The organism is Streptomyces sp. NPDC002209 (genome assembly GCF_042890265.1).
Lineage (GTDB): Bacteria > Actinomycetota > Actinomycetes > Streptomycetales > Streptomycetaceae > Streptomyces.
The window spans coordinates 30,766-45,998 of the sequence record NZ_JBIARX010000032.1 but is presented as its reverse complement, the minus strand read 5'-3'; the positions used below and the strand labels follow the sequence as shown (position 1 = coordinate 45,998).

Here is a 15,233-nt window from a genome sequence, read left to right as displayed (position 1 = left end):
CGCTCCGGCTGGCCCGGATCGGCGTCCCCCTCTCCCAGACGGCCCCGGAGGGCCTGGCGGCGGCGGGCATCGACCCGGTGCTGCTGCCCCCGGCGCCGGCGACCGCCGAGTACCTGGCGGTAGAGCGGGCTGATGCACCGCAGGGCGTTCGGCTCGGGGCACCAGCTGTATTGGGGGAGCAGGCCTTGGAGAGGTCCGCGGATATGGATGAGAGCCTTGCCCACGGGCTGCAGTCGGACATCGGCCCCGCACACGGCGAGTACGGTCAGGATCATCCCTACGGTCCCGAATTCCCCGGAGCGCTGCCTCCGGCACAGCCGGCCGTTCCGGTGGCCGCCGAGCAGGCTCGTATGACGGAGGCGGAGCTCTGGGAGGCATGCCGCTCGTACGCGGCGCGCACCGGCGCGGCCCCTGATGCCGCCGCTTTCGTGGTGCACCTGGCCGAGGCGTACGGGGTGGTGGACCCGGTGACCGGTGGGCCGCTGCCCGCGACAGAGGTAGAGGAGCTACTGACCCGGTTCCCCGGACGCCGGACGGCTCTGACCGATGCGGGTTCCGTGACCGGTCACCGTGGCGAACCCCACGCCTTCTTTGCACCCTTCTCGGCCCGAGGCGACGTTCATGCGCCCGCCTTGCAGGCCTCGGTGTCCGGTCAGGTACCGGCGGCGCCATTGTCGTCGGCCGGTGACCGGCTGCCGGCCGCACGACGTGAGCAGATGTCCCCTGACGTGCTGACCGATCCGGTCCCGGCGCCTGCTGGGGAGACCGAGCGCTGGGAGGCGACGGTCACCGACACCGGTGCGGCCGCTGCCCGGCTGCCCGAGCAGCAGACCGACGAGCCTGTCCTGGATCTGGTCCAGCAGCAGATCCTCACCGTCGCCGCCTGGCTCACCGAAGCCGAGGAGACCGGCGTAAAACTCTCCGGAGCAGAAGTGGCCCGCCGCCTGGGGGTATCCCCCAAGACAGGTCAGCGCCGCGTGATCGACGCCGGCAAGCACCTCACCGAGCAGCGCGGACAGGGGCGCGCTCACCTCCGCTCGGTCTGAAGCTGACCGCCCCTGCGTGACCGATTCCTCCGTGGCCGGTGGCCGGTGGCCGGTGACCGGTGACCGACGCCTCCGTGACCGGTGACCGATGAATGGTGAGCTCGTGACGTGACCGGTGACCGGTCATGGCCTGACCGTGGTGACGGCGTGACCGGTGACTGATTCGGTGACCAATCCGGTGACTGAATCGGTGAGTGACCGACTATCACCTCACCGATGCGAGGTCACCAGCACGCCGAGTCTGAGGCCCCATTCGAAGCGAGCGGGCGTGGGCGACGCCCGGCACGTGGTTGTGCTCGGCTGTTTTCGTCGTGACCGGTCCAACAGCCCGCACCTCCTTTGACCTGCGGTTTGACCGATGACCGATGGTCAGGATGACCGGTGACCGGTGACCGATCCGACCTCCATCGGTCATCGGCCATGACCGGTCTCCCAAAGTCAGCAGCCCCCTTGCACCGCTGCGTGCCCGGTGCCTGGCAGCGTGCTCACCGGTCGACGGCAGCGAGGCGTGGCTGCGCCAGGGCTGGTGAGCTATTCGGGGGCTTGGTTGCTCCCCGTTCGTCGGTCAATGCCAGCTGATCGCTTCTAGGCTGATGGCTGGCTTGGTGATGAGGAGGGTGACGTGGGCACGGTCTTACGGATCGATGTGGATGGCGCGGTCGTTGTGCTGCCCTGGCCGGGTGAGGATGCGGGTCGGTGGCAGGTGGTGCGTACTGCTGTGGGCGGTCCGGCGGATGCGGCGGTCTATCACCGAAGGACGCAGCTCCATGTGCATGGGAATGGGCAGTCTGAGCGGTTGCCGATGAATCTGTCGGTGTGGGTGCTGGCGTCCGTGTGGCGGGGGATGGAGATCCCGTACGGCTTCTATGGGCCGGTGGTTGTCACGGGGCCGCAGCTGGATGCCTTGGACGAAGCGATGGCTGAGGAAGTACAGGCGGTATGCGCGGCGGTGGCGGAAGTACGGGAGGAGTGGGTGACGCGGCAGCCTGCCGGTGAGTGGCAGGCTCGTGCCGAACTCCTCGCCGCGGCCCGTCACCGGGTAGCGGCGCTCGCGTGACCGCTGGACCGCCAGCCCTGAATTGGGTGTGGGCAACTGCAGCTCCAGGTGCCCACACCCGTCTATGCCGTGCTGGGTATCAGGTCGCCGTGGTCCCGGCGGTCGTGGGGGAGGGCCGGCCGGACAGGACGAGGCTGATGGTGTCCTCGGTGAGGCTGTCGAGGGTGATGTCGTAGGTGCGGGCCATTTGCTGCAGGCGGGCGATTGTCTTGCGGATGGCGGCCTGGTTGCCGGCGGCCCATTCGATGTGGAGGAGGTCGCGGTAGAGGACTTCGGAGGTCTCTTCGACGTCGAGGGCTTGCTGGATCGTGTGGCGGGCTGCGTCGAGGTCGGGGGTGGTCCCGTCGGTGTGCCAGCGGGCGAGGGTATGGGCTGTGTCGGTGATCCGGGACAGCATGTCCTGGATGACAGGGTCGGCCCAGGGCAGGGTCCGGCCGTCGAACGGCTTGCCCCGCACCAGCCCCATCGCCGTTTCCAGATCCGCGATGCCGCCCTCGGGCCCGGCGGCCAGCCCGCGCGAGGCCAGCTGCTGGAAGCGGTCCCAGTCCGAAGTCACTGCCGGGTGGAAGAGGTACCCGCTGCCGCTCTTGGGCCGCGGCAGCAGCGGATACCCGTCGTCGTTCAGACCAATCTGATTACGCAGCTCGGACAGGCGTGAGTGCAGGGTGCGGGTGGACCAGGGGTTGACGGGGTCCATGGCCTGGCACAGGTACTCGGCGCTGCGCCCGGGGCGCAGGTGGATCAAAGCCGCGATGGCGTTGGTGCGGGGGCTGTGGGCGGATCCGAGGCCGCCGGTGATGCGCAGGGGGCCCAGCATCTCGATACAGACCGTGTCCTCGTCGCCTTGTTCGGCTGTGGTCCGGGCCGCAGGGATGAGTTCGCTGGGCTGGCCCGGGCGGGCGTGTTCGCCCGGCGTACCGGCGGAGGGTTGGCCCTTGGTGTCGGCGGCTGCGGCGGTGTGCGCGGCTTCGGTTTCAGCGGCCGCGGGGTCGCCTGGGGCGGTGGCCGCAAGGAGGGCGGGGAAGGGGTTGCCCGGGTCGTGAGCGCCCTCACTGGTCACCCGCACGGCCAAAGGCGCGCTGGCAGCTGGCTGGTCGTGGTCCTCGGCGAACTCCCACGCCCCGGTCGCGGTCGCGGGTTCCTGGGCGGATACCTGCAGGGCGTGGACGTATTGCAGGTACTGCTCGTCGGTGATCCGCTGCAAGGTCACCGGCTCGTCCAGCAGTGCGAGGCGGACGTCTTGATCGCGCGTGGTGTCGAGGATTTCGGCGTGGGGGAACGCGCGCCGGGTGGTGTCGGTGGCGGGCAGGACGACGGCGGTGTGCAGAGTACGGGCAGCGGCGAGGGCGTCAGCGAGCTGGGTGACGTGTTCCTCGTCGCTGTCGCCGGCGCCGATGAGCAGCCAGGGCAGGACCTGCTCGCCGCTCTGGTGGGCTTCGAGGAGGAGCTCGCCGAGGTCGGCGGCGACGGCGGGTAGATGGGGCATGGTGCGGATCCGGCCCTGGGGCAGGAGCCCGGCCAGGCGGGATCCGAGCCCGGTGGTGAGGATTTCGCTGTAGTCGGTCCAGGCGCAGGTGCCGAGCTCGAGGGCGAGGGCGCGGGCGACTTCGAGGACCTCGTCGGCTTTGCCGTCCAGGAGTAGTACTCGGCATGTCATGAGGTCGGCCAGGAGCAGACCGGTCTCGGTCGCGCCGAGGGTGACCAGCCCCGGGTACGGGGCTTGGACGTCGCCCGCCTGGTCGGCGGGCAGCAGCACAGCCTGGGCGTCCAGGGTCCATGATCGAGGGTCACCGCCCATGTTGAAGGGGGTGAGCAGCTCGGCAGGTTCGTCGAGCAGCAGGGTGATGTCGGCGGTATCGATGCGGGCACCCCGCAGCGTGGGTAGTTCGCGTTCTGCCTCGGCTGCGTGGTGGGCGAGGGTGCGCAGGACATGGTCGAGGAGCCCGACTGCGTCCGGCTCGCTGGCCGCGCCCAGGACCTGCTCCACGGTGGTGGGGTCCGGGTCCTGGGCGATGGTCTGCCCGGCGCGGCGCTGGCGCTGTTGGAGGATCCGGCGGACTCCGAGGGCGCCGGCCAGGGAGGCGGCCAGCAGGGTGCCGATCCCTGCGACCAGCGCCCAGTTGATGGTCGCGGGGCTGTGGGTGCTTGGGGTGGTGGTGTCACTGGGGGACGGGGTGGCAGGTGTGGGGGTGGTCTGCTGCGGGCCGCCGGCCGAGGGAGCCGCGGTTGACGGCGCGGGTTCGGGTGTCGCGGGTGAGGATGCCGATGGTGCGGGGGCGGCCGACGACGGTGTTGCCGTTGCCGGGGGTGCAGCGGGCGCCGGAGTGGGAGGCGGGGTCTGCGGCGGGGTGGGTGTTGCGGTGGCGGCCTGGGGGAGAGTGAGCCGCTGGCCGGGGTAGATCAGGTCGGGGTCCGTGAACACGCTGCCGTCGGGCAGGGCCTGGCCCTTGTTCAGGTCGAAGATCTCCTGGTATCGGTCGGCACTGCCCAGGATGGTCGCGGCGATGCCAGACAGGCTGTCGCCCTCCTTGACGGTGTACGTCGCAGGGGCCGCTCCGGTGTGCTGCGGGGTTTCTCCACCTGTCGCCGCCGGGCGGGCGTCGGCGGGAAGCTGCAGGATCCATCCTGGCTGGATGGGCTGGTCGGCATGGAAGGCGGTGCCGTCGACCATGGTGTGGCCTTCGTTGAGGGCGGCGATGTCGCCCCACCGCTCGCCGTCGCCGAGGCGTTCGGCGGCGATGGACCACAGGCTTTCAGCGGGGCGGATGTCGCGGACGGTGTGGGTGCCGGCCGTGCTGGCCGCTGGTTCGGAGGTTTCTGCTCCGCTTGTTGCGCTGGTTTGGGTGCCCGGTACGGCGGCGGCGCTCGCGCTGATGTTCGGGGTGCTGGCGGGTGCTGCGGTGGCGGGGGCGGCGAGGGCGGTGCCGGCGGGCAGGGCGAGCATGACGGCGCTGACGAGTGCGGCGGCGGCTCGCTGCCCGAGCAGTCCGCGGATCTGGGGTGCGGTGCGGCCGCGGAGCTGGGCGGGGATCTCGAGCAGGACCGCGCAGGCGAAGCACGCCCATCCCGCCCACCCGGCGGCGGCGAGGACGAGGAGGAAGACCTGGCCGGAGTCCTCGGTGGACAGCAGGCTGGTCAGGGCGGCGAGTCCGGGTGGCCCGACGCGGGCGGTGGCCCACCACAGCAGGGCCGGCAGACCGGCCAGCAGCGCAGCCAGCACGGTCAGGGCCAGCAGGCCGCGCAGCATTGCGGCCGCGGTCTGAGCGCCGGCGCGCCGCCGCGGCGTGGTGGGGGCGGGGGTGGGCTTCGGCATCGGCCGGTCCTTCTCGCGTCGAGCGGTGGGCTATTGGGGCTGGGTGGTGCCGTAGAGCAGGTGGGCGGAGCCGTGCCCGGTGACGTTCATCGATCCGAGGCCGATGATGGCCAGGAACTTGGTCGGGTAGGTGTCGTGGACGGTGACGGTCAGCTGGGTGCCGTCGGCGGAGAGGGCGGCGCTGCCCTGGGTACCGGCTCGGGCGAGGTAGGCCTGCGCGGCCGCCTGGGCGGCTGCGGGATCGACACGGACCGTGGCCCCGGTGACGGCAGCCGCGGGGTCGATGGCCTGCCCGGCGGCCCTGGCCGCCTCCATCGCCACGGCGTCGGCGCGCTCGGTGGCGCGGAGCTTGCCGCCGCCGTCGATGGCCAGCCCGATGATCGCCAGCAGGGCCACGGTGACGATCGCCGTGTAGATGGCGATCCCGCCCCGGTCCTCGTGCAGTCGGCTGTGCCACCAGGTACGCAGGTGTCGCATGTTCAGCCCTCCCGTGTCGGAAAAGAGACGTCATGGCCAACGGTCGTCCCCGGCCGCCGAGGCACAAGCCCCGCAAAGCCACCACGATGACGCCAAACGCCTGCACAACCTGTTCGGCCTGTCCATCAATGCCAGCCTCCGCTAGAGCGGCGTCGTCGACCACCCCGGCTTCACCGACACCGACCCCTCCGTCTGACCGATCCCGCCGAGCTCGAGGCCGAACCGCTCCCTTAGCCTCACGGCTATGCCAGCCAGTCACGCCCCCTGCCACTGCGTCGTCTGCCAGGACGTCAACGAACTGGATCCCCGTACCCAGTCCACCGTCAACGTCATTGAGCAGCACGGCTGGCAGGTCACGATGATTCCCGCCGATGATCACGGACCTGGTTGGGCGTACACCATCGGCCTGTGGCACAGCCACCGGAGGCCCGAGGTTGCGATGTTCGGCCTGGACGTCCGCCTGATGCAGACGATCCTCAACGACCTCGCCCAGCAAGCTGTTGAAGGCCAGCCCTTGGAAACAGGCCAGGAACGGCACGACGTCGCAAGTGTCCCCGTCGCCCTCAGAGCCGTCGACTACCGCTGGTACAAGGCGTTCTTCGGAACCGCGATCGCCTACTACCGCAAGCCGCCGTTCCCAGTCCTCCAGGTCGTCTGGCCCAACCGCGACGGAGTCTTCCCCTGGCAGGCCGGCGGGGAAGACCTCCTGCGCCACCAACCCCGACTGGACCTGCACCCCGACGAACACCCCGCCGGAGTATGGACGCAGGACCTTTGAGCGTGCGACGACGGTGTCGTCGCGGACAATGACGGCATGAGGCACTGGTTCCGCAGTTACTGGACCGAGGAAGACACCTGGTTCTACTTCGAGGTCGACGCCGACGGCTGGGTCACCCGCCAGATTGAACTCCAAGGCCCCCTTGAGAAACCGGTCGCCGCAGCCTCCCTGACCGAATGGCAATCCGCTCAGGCGGCCGGAACACTGGCGGACTACGAGAAGGTATTCGGCGCCACAGCTGAGGTGCCCGTCCAGGAGTGGGACGGACATGATCCGCACGCCCTCTCCCTCGAACAGTTCCAAACCGTCTGGCTCGCAGCACGAACAGCCTGCCAAGCAGGAGCTCGGAATCGCGCGACGGACGGAGCGTGAACCCAAGTACATTTGGACGCTCACTGCACGGCCCCCATACTGCGGTTCGCCTTCCAGGACCCTTCAGAATTAGCGAACCCAAGAGCTCTGGTGCGGTAGGCGTCCACGATGGAAGTGAAGCGGCTGGTCATGGTCTTGGATCCCGGAGCGCCGGGCAGCAGCAGGTCGCTCATGGTGACGGTGCAGGAGATGGTCACGGTGACGGTGCCGACCTGCCCGACCGGTACGGCGAGCCCGGAGGCGTCCACGCTGGTGCTGGTTGAGGCGCAGTGGATGCCCTGGTCGTTCAGGGAGCGGGCGGCGGCGGCTGAGGCTTCGGCCTGCGCGCTGCTGTAGGTGCGGGAGATGGACGCGGCGCGGGCCGCGTCCTCGGCGGCCGCGTCGATTTTCGCGCCGGCAGTGACGATCCGCCCGCCCGCGATGGCCAGGCACAGCAGCATGAGCAGCAGTGGGGTGACGATCGCGGCCGCGATCGTCTCGCTGCCCCGGTCACCCCCCGCGGTGCGCCGCCGTAGCCACGTCATGATCCGGGTGGATTTCATGGTGTAGTCCACCTTTCGCGTGGCGCGCCGGCTGACTGCGACACGGACAGTCCGCCCACTCCGGGGATGAGGGATGGGGCGCTGCCGGTGACCGTGACCCGTACGTTGGTTGCGGAGCTCCCGGAGGTGGTGACGGCGGTTGCGGTGAGGCTGTCGCCCGCGATCCGTCCGAGGGTCTCCTGGGCGCGGGCTGCGCCTGCGCCGTCGGGGGCTTGGTAGACGCGGGCGGCGGCGACGCCTTCGCGGGCAGCGGTCAGCGCGATGCTGCGGGCGTGGACCCACAGTGCGGCCTGGACCACCGCGACGGTGACCAGGATGACGAACGGGAAGATGATCGCCATCTGGATCGACGCCTCCCCCCGGTCCCCGGCCAGCCGCCGCCGGAGTGGCGTCAGCCGGCTTCCGGACCGCCCGCTGCGGACCGGCCGTCCCCGCGCCGTAGGCGTCACTGCGTCCCCCTCTCCCCCCTTGCGCTGCTGCTAGATGCCGGACAGCTTGCCGTTGTACTTGGTGACGACGATGCCGATGGTCCCGGCGATGGCGAGGGCTCCGGCGACGGCGGCGACCCAGATGATGATGGTCGTGATGGAGATGTCGCCCCGGTCCTCGGAGGCATGCGCCTGGACTTTCTCCCAGTGGGTGCGCAGGGCGACGTTCAGGCGGACGAGCGTCTTCATGACGGAACTCCTTTGTTCGGTTCAGGTGGTGAGCATGCGGATGATGGCCGGGAAGGCGATCAGGAGCATGACCAGGACGGCGAGCAGTGCTCCGGGGGCGGTCATCTTCTCGCTGTCGCTGTTGGCGTCCGCGGCCTGCTGGGCGAGGAGTTCGGTGCGCAGGTTGCGGGCGCGTGAGCGCAGGGTGGTGTAGACGGAGGCGCCGTCGTCGGCGGACTGCCGCATGATGGCGGCGAGGTCGTCCATGACTGGCAGGTCCAGCTCGGCGGTCAGGCGGGCCAGGGACTCCCAGTGCGCTACCTTGTCGACCCTCGACTGCGCCAGCGCCGCCTGGATCCGCCGGAACGCCCACCCCTGCCCCACCGTCGCGGCCTGTTCCATGGCCTGTTCGGCCGAGACGTTCCCGGCTCGGCGCAGGGCGACCAGGTCGAGGTAGGCGGCCATGGCGTGCGCGAACTCCGCCCGCGCCCGCTTGGCCTTGTCCCGCAGCGCGAGGTCGGGGGCGAACCACAGCACGACGGCGGCGAGCAGCCCGACGATCGCCGGGAGGTACAGCGGCAGGCCGAGGAGCAGCAGCGGCACCGTGGACAGGGGCGGCAGCAGCAGTCCGGCACCGGCTAGCGCCACCTTGGTCAGGACGAAGCGTGCGGGCGTGGACCCGGTCAGAGCGAGGTCCTTATAGGGGATCCGGACGCCGGGGATGTCGCCGAGGCGCTCCAGCAGCCACTGCCCCCACCGCTCGTCCCGGTCGGTGCCCGCCTCGCCGGACGGGGTGGCGGCGGGGGCGGGTGCGGGCTGGTTGAGGCGGCGCAGCGCCGGTCCGAGGGCGGGTGCTGGCCGCAGGATTTCCCGGATGAGCAGGGCGCCGCCGGCTCCGATAGCCGCGCCGGACAGGATCGCTGCGACGGGCATCATGCACTCACCTCCACCGTGGGCTCCTCGGCGTTGTCACCGGCGGCGGGGGCGGGGGTGACGGCGCTGCGGGGGTCGGCGATCAGGAAGCGGGGCACGGGCTTGATGTCGGCGATCTGCCGCATCAGCGCGAGGACTCCGACGAACCCGGCCAGCAGGACGGCCAGGACGAGCTGCCCGAGCAGGGTGCCGTAGGGGGCGGTGTAGGAGGGGATGAGGAACCCGCATCCGATCACGCCGAGGGTGATGATCGTCATCCACCGCATCGTGGTGCGCGGCTTGGCACGGTCGGCCTCGATGGCCCGGCGCCGGGCGACTTCCTCGTGGACGGACTCCGCGAGGTCCTCCAGCGCCTGCGCCAGACCAGGCCCGCGGTCGGCGGCCGACAGCACGAGGGCGGCCACCACCTTGTCCGCGGTCACGTCGCCCAGTGCGTCGCCGAACTCCCGCAGCGCGTCCACCGGCCGCCATCCGACCTGCAGCCGGTCGACCAGGTCGGCCACCTCGCCCGTGATGTCCTCGGGGCAGCCCCTGCGGGAGACCTGCAGGGCCTCGTCCAGACCGCGGCCCAGCCGCAGGACGTTGGCCAGGCGCTGGGTCCAGTCGCCGAGGGCTTCCAGTTTGGCGATCCGGGCGGTGGCCGACTTCGTCGGCGACAGCAGCCACGGCACCCCGATGACCGCGAGGAAGAACATCACCCCGGCGATGAACACCCCGCTGATCAGCCACAACAAAACCCCGGCCAGGGCTCCGCCGGTCAGGCGGGTACGGCGGGCCATCTGCTCATCCCGGGTGGCCAGATGCCGCCCGGCCCGAAGCCGGGCTGCGACACCGGGCCCCTTGGGCGCGGTTGTTCCGGCGATCCCGGCGACCAGGCCGACCAGCCCGCCCGCGACGGCGAGGCCGGCCAGCACCCACAGCAGCACGCTCACAGCGCCGCCCCCTCGGTAACCAGCAGCGGCAGGGGCGCGCCCCAAGCCCCGGATGGGTCGTTCAGCAGGGCGGCGTCGAATCCGGCGCGGCGCAGGTCGGGAATGCAGCGGGGGTGCATGAGCGGGACGGCGCGGTGCTCGCCCCATTCGGGGCGCGGGCCGAAGATGGTGTTCGTCTCGGGGCGTCCGCCTTCGCCGATGCCGGTGACTTCCAGGACGTGTGAGATGAACCGGTGGCGGTGGCCGCCGATCTTCGTCTCGTCCACGGAGGAGACGAACACGATGAAGTGGAGCCCGTTGGCGGCCTGCCGGTAGGCGAGCGACTCCGACATGTTGGCCTGGGCGAGGAGGTAGAGCTCGGCGATCCGGTCGAAGACCACACTCGGGTGGATGGCGTGCAGGGTGCACAGGTTGCCGCCCGCACCGTTGGTCATCGCCTGAAGCATGGCCACGATCTCCGGGCCGCGGACCTCACCGACCACGATCCGCGTCAGCGTCATGCGCAGCGCCCGGTACATCAGGTCCATGAGCGTGATCTCACCTGCGGCCTGCCCGGCGACCACTTCGCCGTTGGACTCACGGGCCTCCATCGGCACCACCTGCCGGTGGTGCCCGTTCTCGTGGGCGAAGAGCTCGTACTCCGTCTCCAGCGTCGCGAACCGCTCGTCCGCATCGATCTCCTTGAGCAGAGCCCGCAGCAGCGTCGTCTTGCCCGCCGCCTGCCCGCCCACGATCATCACGTTCTTCTCCGCGCTCACACACGCCCGCAGGAACTGCTCCAGCGTGGTGTCGAGCATGCCGCGGCCGACCAGCTCGGGCAGGTCCGCATGGCGCATGCTGTGCCGGCGGATCGTCACATACGTGCCAGGCGTGACGTCGATGACCGCCTGCAGACGCGACCCGTCCGCCAGCCGCAGCGCCAGAAACGGATCCGCGGTCGAGAGACTGCGCTCGGCCTGGCCGGTGGTGCGCCTAGCCAGATCCCGCAGCAGCTCGCGCAGCTCCTCGTCGGAGTCCGCGACCGGTGCCACCCGCACACGGCGCCCGTCGGTGAAGTCCAGCCACACATCCGCGAACCCGTTGATGAAGATGTTCTCCACCCCAGTGTTGTCCAGGTGCTGCTGCAGACGCCCGGCCCGGAACTGCAGGTCGAATACGGCCTGGGCGATTGCCGCGTCTTCTGCCGCAGACGTTGCAACGCCGCGTTTGACGGCTTCGGCATCGGACCACACCGCCACCTGCGTATTGATCAGGTGCCGGCCGTGCTGCTCTTGCGCCGCGGCACTCATGCCCGGCCGGGCCCGCAGCAGCTCGGTCAGCCGTTCCCCGACCTCCTTCTTGATCAGACGGACCGCCCCGTAATCGAGGACCGCCGCCTGATCCTGAGCTGGTGGGGGAGCGACGGGCAGGGATGTGGCAGGCAGCGGTACCCACGGATTCACCGGCTGGGCGCCAAGGTGCCCGCTGGGTACGGGAGACGCGGGGCTGGTGCGGGAGCCGGCCAGGCGGGCCTGGAGCGAACCCGGGGGCATCTGGGGGTTGTTGTGCAGGGGGTTAGCGCGCACCGGTCACCACCCGTGCGGCACCCGGCCCGGCGGGCGGGGCCAGGCGTGTACGGCGCACAGCCACAAGCTCCTGGATCCGCACGGCGGCCGACCGGGCTGAGCGCATCAGCTCCCCGGACTCGAAACGGCGGGGCTGCTCGGCGCCGTCCGAGAGCACCGCGGCCTCCTTGGGCCGCCACGGCAGCACCGCCGTGACCTCGACCCCCAGGTGCTTGCGGACCTCTTCCTTCGAGAACGGGCCCTCATCCACCAGCAGCATGCCCAGCTCGGTGGTCCCGCCGAGCACCTCGCGCAGCGCCTCCAGGCGCACCTGGGCACTCTGCAGCGACCGCAGCGTGCTGCGTGCCACCACCAGGACCACGTCCGCGCTCTGCGCCAGCACCGCGGAAGGACCGAACGCCCCACGGCGCCCGAGGTCCACGATCACGTCGTGCCCGTGGGCTTCGATCCCCGTGAACAACTTGGCGAGCGGCCGCCACACCGGTTCCATCGCTGAGGCGTGCGCCGGGTCGTACAGCCCGGGCAGGACCAGCCGGTCACGGGTCCCGGCGTCGGTGACGTCCACCAGTTGCCGCCAGAACGCCTCACCCAACTGCCCCTGCCTCGCCGCCACCGCAAGGTTCCGCAGCCCGTGAGAGTTGTCGAGCGTTCCCTGCAGCGCGCCGGGCAGGATCGCCCCGCCGTCCGGGTCGGCCTCGGCCAGCACAACCCGGTGCTCGGGCGGCATCGGCCACGTCATCAGCAGCGCCATCGCCGCCGTGGTCACCCCTGGGGCACCCAGCCCGCCGGCCAGTGCAATGACGGTCATCAGCTGCCCCCGTCCTGCGCGGCCACGATCAGCGCAACGGCGCCGGTCGCCACGCGCGCGGCCAGCGTCGGCCCGCTGGCCGCGGGCACCGCCACGTCCACCACCACGACCCCCGTCGCAGGCGCAGCCACACCCACCGCAACCACCGTCGCCGCGAGCGTCGCCGGCGCCGCCGTATCGGCTGCCTTGCCGGCCCCCGCTGCCGCACTGGCCTGAGCCGGATCCGGCGTCGAGACGATCAAAACCTTCTGCCCCGGCGACAGCCGCGACGCCGGAAGCTGCGATGGCTTGAGCGCGACACCGACCAGCTGTTCGCCTGCTTTGACCAGGGAAGTGGAGGTGACCTGTCCGGGGGAGAGGAGCGAGCCGGACTTCAGGGCCACGGCTGCACGCTGGCCGACCATGCCGGCCTTCTTCGCCGCAGGGACCGCCGTGACCGCAGGGTCCAGGGCGAGCGAGGCTGGAGCGAGATCGGCCTCAGTGATCGCATTCCCCACCGGTACGTCCCGGGCCACCACGAGCACACTGGACCGTTGCCCCGATGCCGTGAATAGCAGTGCGCCTGACAGGCCCCCGGCCGCGATCAGCGCGATAGACAGGGCGATCAGACCGGGGCGGCGCCGCCTCTGGCGCACGACGCGGGGAGCAGCGGCCGAGCCGTTCTGCGGGCCGGCGGGCCCGGGCAGCACCGCGCGGGGTGTCGAAGGCTGGGTGGACGTGCTCACGTGCTGTGCCTCCAGAAGAGAAGAACAGATGAGGAGAGAAGCAATGGGGGCAGAGTGCGGGCCGCTACTGGCCGACTACCTGGACCTCGCCCACCGACACGGTGAACGGCGACTGGCGGACCTCGGTCAGCTGGCCCGTGCGGCCGCCACCGGTCACCGCCCAGTCCACGCTCCACGTAGACGTCGCCGTGCCCTTGTAGACGCCGCCCGGCTGCCCGGCCGAAGTCGTCCGGTACAGATGCCCGCAGTCCGGCGACGGCGACATCCCGCGGGCCGCCGTGTACGGGGTACCGGGGCTCTTGCAGGTCACGCTGGACCCGTCGCCCATCGCCCACACGACGGACGACACCCTCGCTGTCGCAGTCACCGTGATCCCGCCCGCCGACGCCGAGGCCGTGTTTGGCCCCCACGTGGTGGGGCTCTGGCTTACCCACAGCCACATCGGCACCCCGACGGTGTACCGCCCGTCCGGCCGTGGACTCGCGATCGCCGGGCCGGCGAGGAGCATGCTGTCCACCGCCCGCTGAGCCAGGACGGCCGGATCAACGGCCGGTGCGGGAACGTCCTTCGACCAGAAGGCCCTGCCCAGAGTGTCGATGTTGGATGTTCCAGGGCCCTGCCAGACGCACGGATTGACGTAGACGGCACCGTCACCAGGTGAGTGCCCTTCCCACAGCGCGCTGCCGACGGGGGGCTGAGGCTCAAGAAGACGGATACCGCAGGAGACTCCGTCGACCACCGGCTCGCTGGTGCCGCTACCGCCACCTCCGGGCCTGTCAGGCGTCGAACCGTCGGTCCCCGGCTTCGGGCGGATCTTCACCTCGACGCAGACGCGCATGCTGGCGCAGCGACTCGCACCGGTGCCTCCATCGGCATACGACGGCGAAGCGATGGCAGTAACCAGGGCCAGGCTGCCCAAGACAGCAGCGGCTTGGCGTCTCAGCATGCCTGGTCCTGGATCTTCTCCTCGATCACGACCCAGCCACTTGGCCACTTCTCGGCAGTCAGTGTGGTGAGGTACCGCAGGAGCCGCTGTGGAGGCAGCGCGACCTCTTTGCCGGTCGTCTTGTCCACCGGCTTCCACTGCGTGACATCGACACAGTCAGTGATGGAAGCGGTCTTCAGCTTCTGCCCGTCCTTGAGCTCCACAACGGTGTTCGAGTGCTGTGCCCTTCCGGTGATGATCTGGTCCGCCTTGCGTAGGCTTGCAAGATCGCTTTCGTTCTGCGCGTATGCGGAACCTGAAGCCACATCCTTCAAGGCCGTCCCCGACGAGTCTGCTTTTGCGTAGGCCTCGGTGAGTACACCCCAGTACCGGTCATAGGCGGTACGGACGTCCGTCTTGTCGGCTTCCAGTGGGTCGGCGGAAGGGGTGGACGATGCCGACGGGCTGGCGGAAGCGCTGGGACTCGGGGCCGCGGCCTTGTCGTCCTTGGCGTCGGTGGCGCACCCGGTGGTAAGGGTGGCGACGGCCGCGGTGACGGCGGCGGCTGCGCGCAGCCGGGTGGTTCGGGTGTGGTGGTGTCGTGTCGTAGTCACAGAGGTACCCCCGGCTCGTCGGATGGGTGGGTGGTGTCGTTCTCCAGGGCGGCGAAATCGCTGGTGCAACGTCTTAGGGTGCTGTGGTCCGGCGTTGGTACAGGGCACCCTACGATGTCAACGCCCCAGGTTCTATGGGGTTCTTGGGGTGCAGTTGAGCGAACGCCACTTTTGCCCTGGATTGCCGTTTCGGCATATGACCGCAGGGCTGTGAGGTGCGGGAATCGCTTCTGAGGTTGGCGGGGATGGGTGGTTGGCGGGTCGATGCCCCGGCGTGGCCGGAACTCTTCCTTCTGGCTGATTCTTTGCTGGTGATAATGCTTCCGGCCGCTACTCACCGCTTTTCTCACCGGATCCGGCTTTCAGGGTCACGGTCGGGGCGGGTGAGGAGCCCACCGGCTCCGGCCTCACCCGTTCGGGCGGCACTGCGGAGATCGGAACGACAGCTCGTCGGTGCCCGGCGGGAGAGAGGCTGGCGGGCGGCGGTAGT

At 70.3% G+C, this 15,233-nt stretch carries 15 protein-coding genes and 1 pseudogene; 4 read left to right on the top strand and 12 right to left on the bottom strand.

Translation table 11 applies throughout. The features are described 5' to 3' along the window. Together ACFYXK_RS33280 and ACFYXK_RS33275 are read left to right on the top strand one after the other, a co-directional pair. Positions 1 to 1,046, top strand: a pseudogene (locus tag ACFYXK_RS33280) (hypothetical protein); the annotation flags it as partial. 622 nt (positions 1,047 to 1,668) lie between these two features. Beyond that, entirely contained in the window at positions 1,669 to 2,103 is a 435-nt protein-coding gene (locus tag ACFYXK_RS33275; protein ID WP_389414548.1) for a hypothetical protein, read from the top strand. Between the two features lie 79 nt (positions 2,104 to 2,182). Here ACFYXK_RS33275 and ACFYXK_RS33270 read toward each other — a convergent pair whose 3' ends face one another. Together ACFYXK_RS33270 and ACFYXK_RS33265 are read right to left on the bottom strand one after the other, a co-directional pair. Continuing rightward, positions 2,183 to 5,416 carry a LysM peptidoglycan-binding domain-containing protein gene (locus ACFYXK_RS33270; RefSeq protein WP_389414547.1) on the bottom strand — a complete coding sequence of 1,078 codons (3,234 nt, stop codon included), beginning with the start codon at positions 5,414 to 5,416 and terminating at the stop codon, positions 2,183 to 2,185. 30 nt (positions 5,417 to 5,446) lie between these two features. Beyond that, entirely contained in the window at positions 5,447 to 5,893 is a 447-nt protein-coding gene (locus ACFYXK_RS33265) for a pilus assembly protein TadG-related protein (protein WP_389414546.1), read from the bottom strand. 244 nt (positions 5,894 to 6,137) lie between these two features. Between ACFYXK_RS33265 and ACFYXK_RS33260 the strand changes: the two genes are divergently transcribed. Both ACFYXK_RS33260 and ACFYXK_RS33255 read left to right on the top strand, forming a co-directional pair. Next, complete coding sequence (locus tag ACFYXK_RS33260) at positions 6,138 to 6,671, top strand: DUF4262 domain-containing protein (RefSeq protein WP_389414545.1); 534 nt, start codon at positions 6,138 to 6,140, stop codon at positions 6,669 to 6,671. Positions 6,672 to 6,707: 36 nt separating this feature from the next. After that, entirely contained in the window at positions 6,708 to 7,043 is a 336-nt protein-coding gene (locus ACFYXK_RS33255) for a hypothetical protein (RefSeq protein WP_389414544.1), read from the top strand. Between the two features lie 20 nt (positions 7,044 to 7,063). Here ACFYXK_RS33255 and ACFYXK_RS33250 read toward each other — a convergent pair whose 3' ends face one another. The 10 genes from ACFYXK_RS33250 to ACFYXK_RS33205 form a co-directional block, all read right to left on the bottom strand. After that, positions 7,064 to 7,585 (bottom strand): TadE/TadG family type IV pilus assembly protein, encoded by a 522-nt coding sequence (locus tag ACFYXK_RS33250; protein WP_389414543.1) that lies wholly within the window; start codon positions 7,583 to 7,585, stop codon positions 7,064 to 7,066. After that, positions 7,582 to 7,980 carry a TadE/TadG family type IV pilus assembly protein gene (locus tag ACFYXK_RS33245; RefSeq protein WP_389414551.1) on the bottom strand — a complete coding sequence of 133 codons (399 nt, stop codon included), beginning with the start codon at positions 7,978 to 7,980 and terminating at the stop codon, positions 7,582 to 7,584. The genes ACFYXK_RS33250 and ACFYXK_RS33245 overlap by 4 nt, the downstream gene beginning before the upstream one ends. A gap of 84 nt (positions 7,981 to 8,064) precedes the next feature. After that, positions 8,065 to 8,262 (bottom strand): hypothetical protein, encoded by a 198-nt coding sequence (locus ACFYXK_RS33240; RefSeq protein ID WP_389414542.1) that lies wholly within the window; start codon positions 8,260 to 8,262, stop codon positions 8,065 to 8,067. Positions 8,263 to 8,283: 21 nt separating this feature from the next. Then, positions 8,284 to 9,177 carry a type II secretion system F family protein gene (locus ACFYXK_RS33235; protein WP_389414541.1) on the bottom strand — a complete coding sequence of 298 codons (894 nt, stop codon included), beginning with the start codon at positions 9,175 to 9,177 and terminating at the stop codon, positions 8,284 to 8,286. Beyond that, positions 9,174 to 10,106 (bottom strand): type II secretion system F family protein, encoded by a 933-nt coding sequence (locus ACFYXK_RS33230; protein ID WP_389414540.1) that lies wholly within the window; start codon positions 10,104 to 10,106, stop codon positions 9,174 to 9,176. The genes ACFYXK_RS33235 and ACFYXK_RS33230 overlap by 4 nt, the downstream gene beginning before the upstream one ends. After that, positions 10,103 to 11,638, bottom strand: coding sequence for a CpaF family protein (locus ACFYXK_RS33225; protein WP_389414550.1), 1,536 nt, complete (start codon positions 11,636 to 11,638; stop codon positions 10,103 to 10,105). The genes ACFYXK_RS33230 and ACFYXK_RS33225 overlap by 4 nt, the downstream gene beginning before the upstream one ends. 22 nt (positions 11,639 to 11,660) lie before the next feature. Next, entirely contained in the window at positions 11,661 to 12,479 is an 819-nt protein-coding gene (locus ACFYXK_RS33220) for a hypothetical protein (protein ID WP_389414539.1), read from the bottom strand. Continuing rightward, positions 12,479 to 13,204: an SAF domain-containing protein gene (locus ACFYXK_RS33215; RefSeq protein ID WP_389414538.1), complete on the bottom strand. Its 726-nt coding sequence runs from the start codon at positions 13,202 to 13,204 to the stop codon at positions 12,479 to 12,481. The genes ACFYXK_RS33220 and ACFYXK_RS33215 overlap by 1 nt, the downstream gene beginning before the upstream one ends. Before the next feature lie 64 nt (positions 13,205 to 13,268). Continuing rightward, entirely contained in the window at positions 13,269 to 13,571 is a 303-nt protein-coding gene (locus ACFYXK_RS33210; RefSeq protein WP_389414537.1) for a hypothetical protein, read from the bottom strand. 572 nt (positions 13,572 to 14,143) lie between these two features. Beyond that, on the bottom strand, positions 14,144 to 14,743 hold the full coding sequence (locus ACFYXK_RS33205) for a hypothetical protein (RefSeq protein WP_389414536.1): 600 nt from the start codon (positions 14,741 to 14,743) through the stop codon (positions 14,144 to 14,146). Positions 14,744 to 15,233 lie beyond the last annotated feature (490 nt).

What these genes read in the sequence shown, in the direction of transcription:
- ACFYXK_RS33270 (WP_389414547.1), bottom strand. Translation starts at nt 5,416, where the DNA reads ATGCCGAAGCCCACCCCCGCCCCCACCACGCCGCGGCGGCGCGCCGGC.
- ACFYXK_RS33265 (WP_389414546.1), bottom strand. Translation starts at nt 5,893, where the DNA reads ATGCGACACCTGCGTACCTGGTGGCACAGCCGACTGCACGAGGACCGG.
- ACFYXK_RS33260 (WP_389414545.1), top strand. Translation starts at nt 6,138, where the DNA reads ATGCCAGCCAGTCACGCCCCCTGCCACTGCGTCGTCTGCCAGGACGTC.
- ACFYXK_RS33255 (WP_389414544.1), top strand. Translation starts at nt 6,708, where the DNA reads ATGAGGCACTGGTTCCGCAGTTACTGGACCGAGGAAGACACCTGGTTC.
- ACFYXK_RS33250 (WP_389414543.1), bottom strand. Translation starts at nt 7,585, where the DNA reads ATGAAATCCACCCGGATCATGACGTGGCTACGGCGGCGCACCGCGGGG.
- ACFYXK_RS33240 (WP_389414542.1), bottom strand. Translation starts at nt 8,262, where the DNA reads ATGAAGACGCTCGTCCGCCTGAACGTCGCCCTGCGCACCCACTGGGAG.
- ACFYXK_RS33235 (WP_389414541.1), bottom strand. Translation starts at nt 9,177, where the DNA reads ATGATGCCCGTCGCAGCGATCCTGTCCGGCGCGGCTATCGGAGCCGGC.
- ACFYXK_RS33225 (WP_389414550.1), bottom strand. Translation starts at nt 11,638, where the DNA reads ATGCCCCCGGGTTCGCTCCAGGCCCGCCTGGCCGGCTCCCGCACCAGC.
- ACFYXK_RS33220 (WP_389414539.1), bottom strand. Translation starts at nt 12,479, where the DNA reads ATGACCGTCATTGCACTGGCCGGCGGGCTGGGTGCCCCAGGGGTGACC.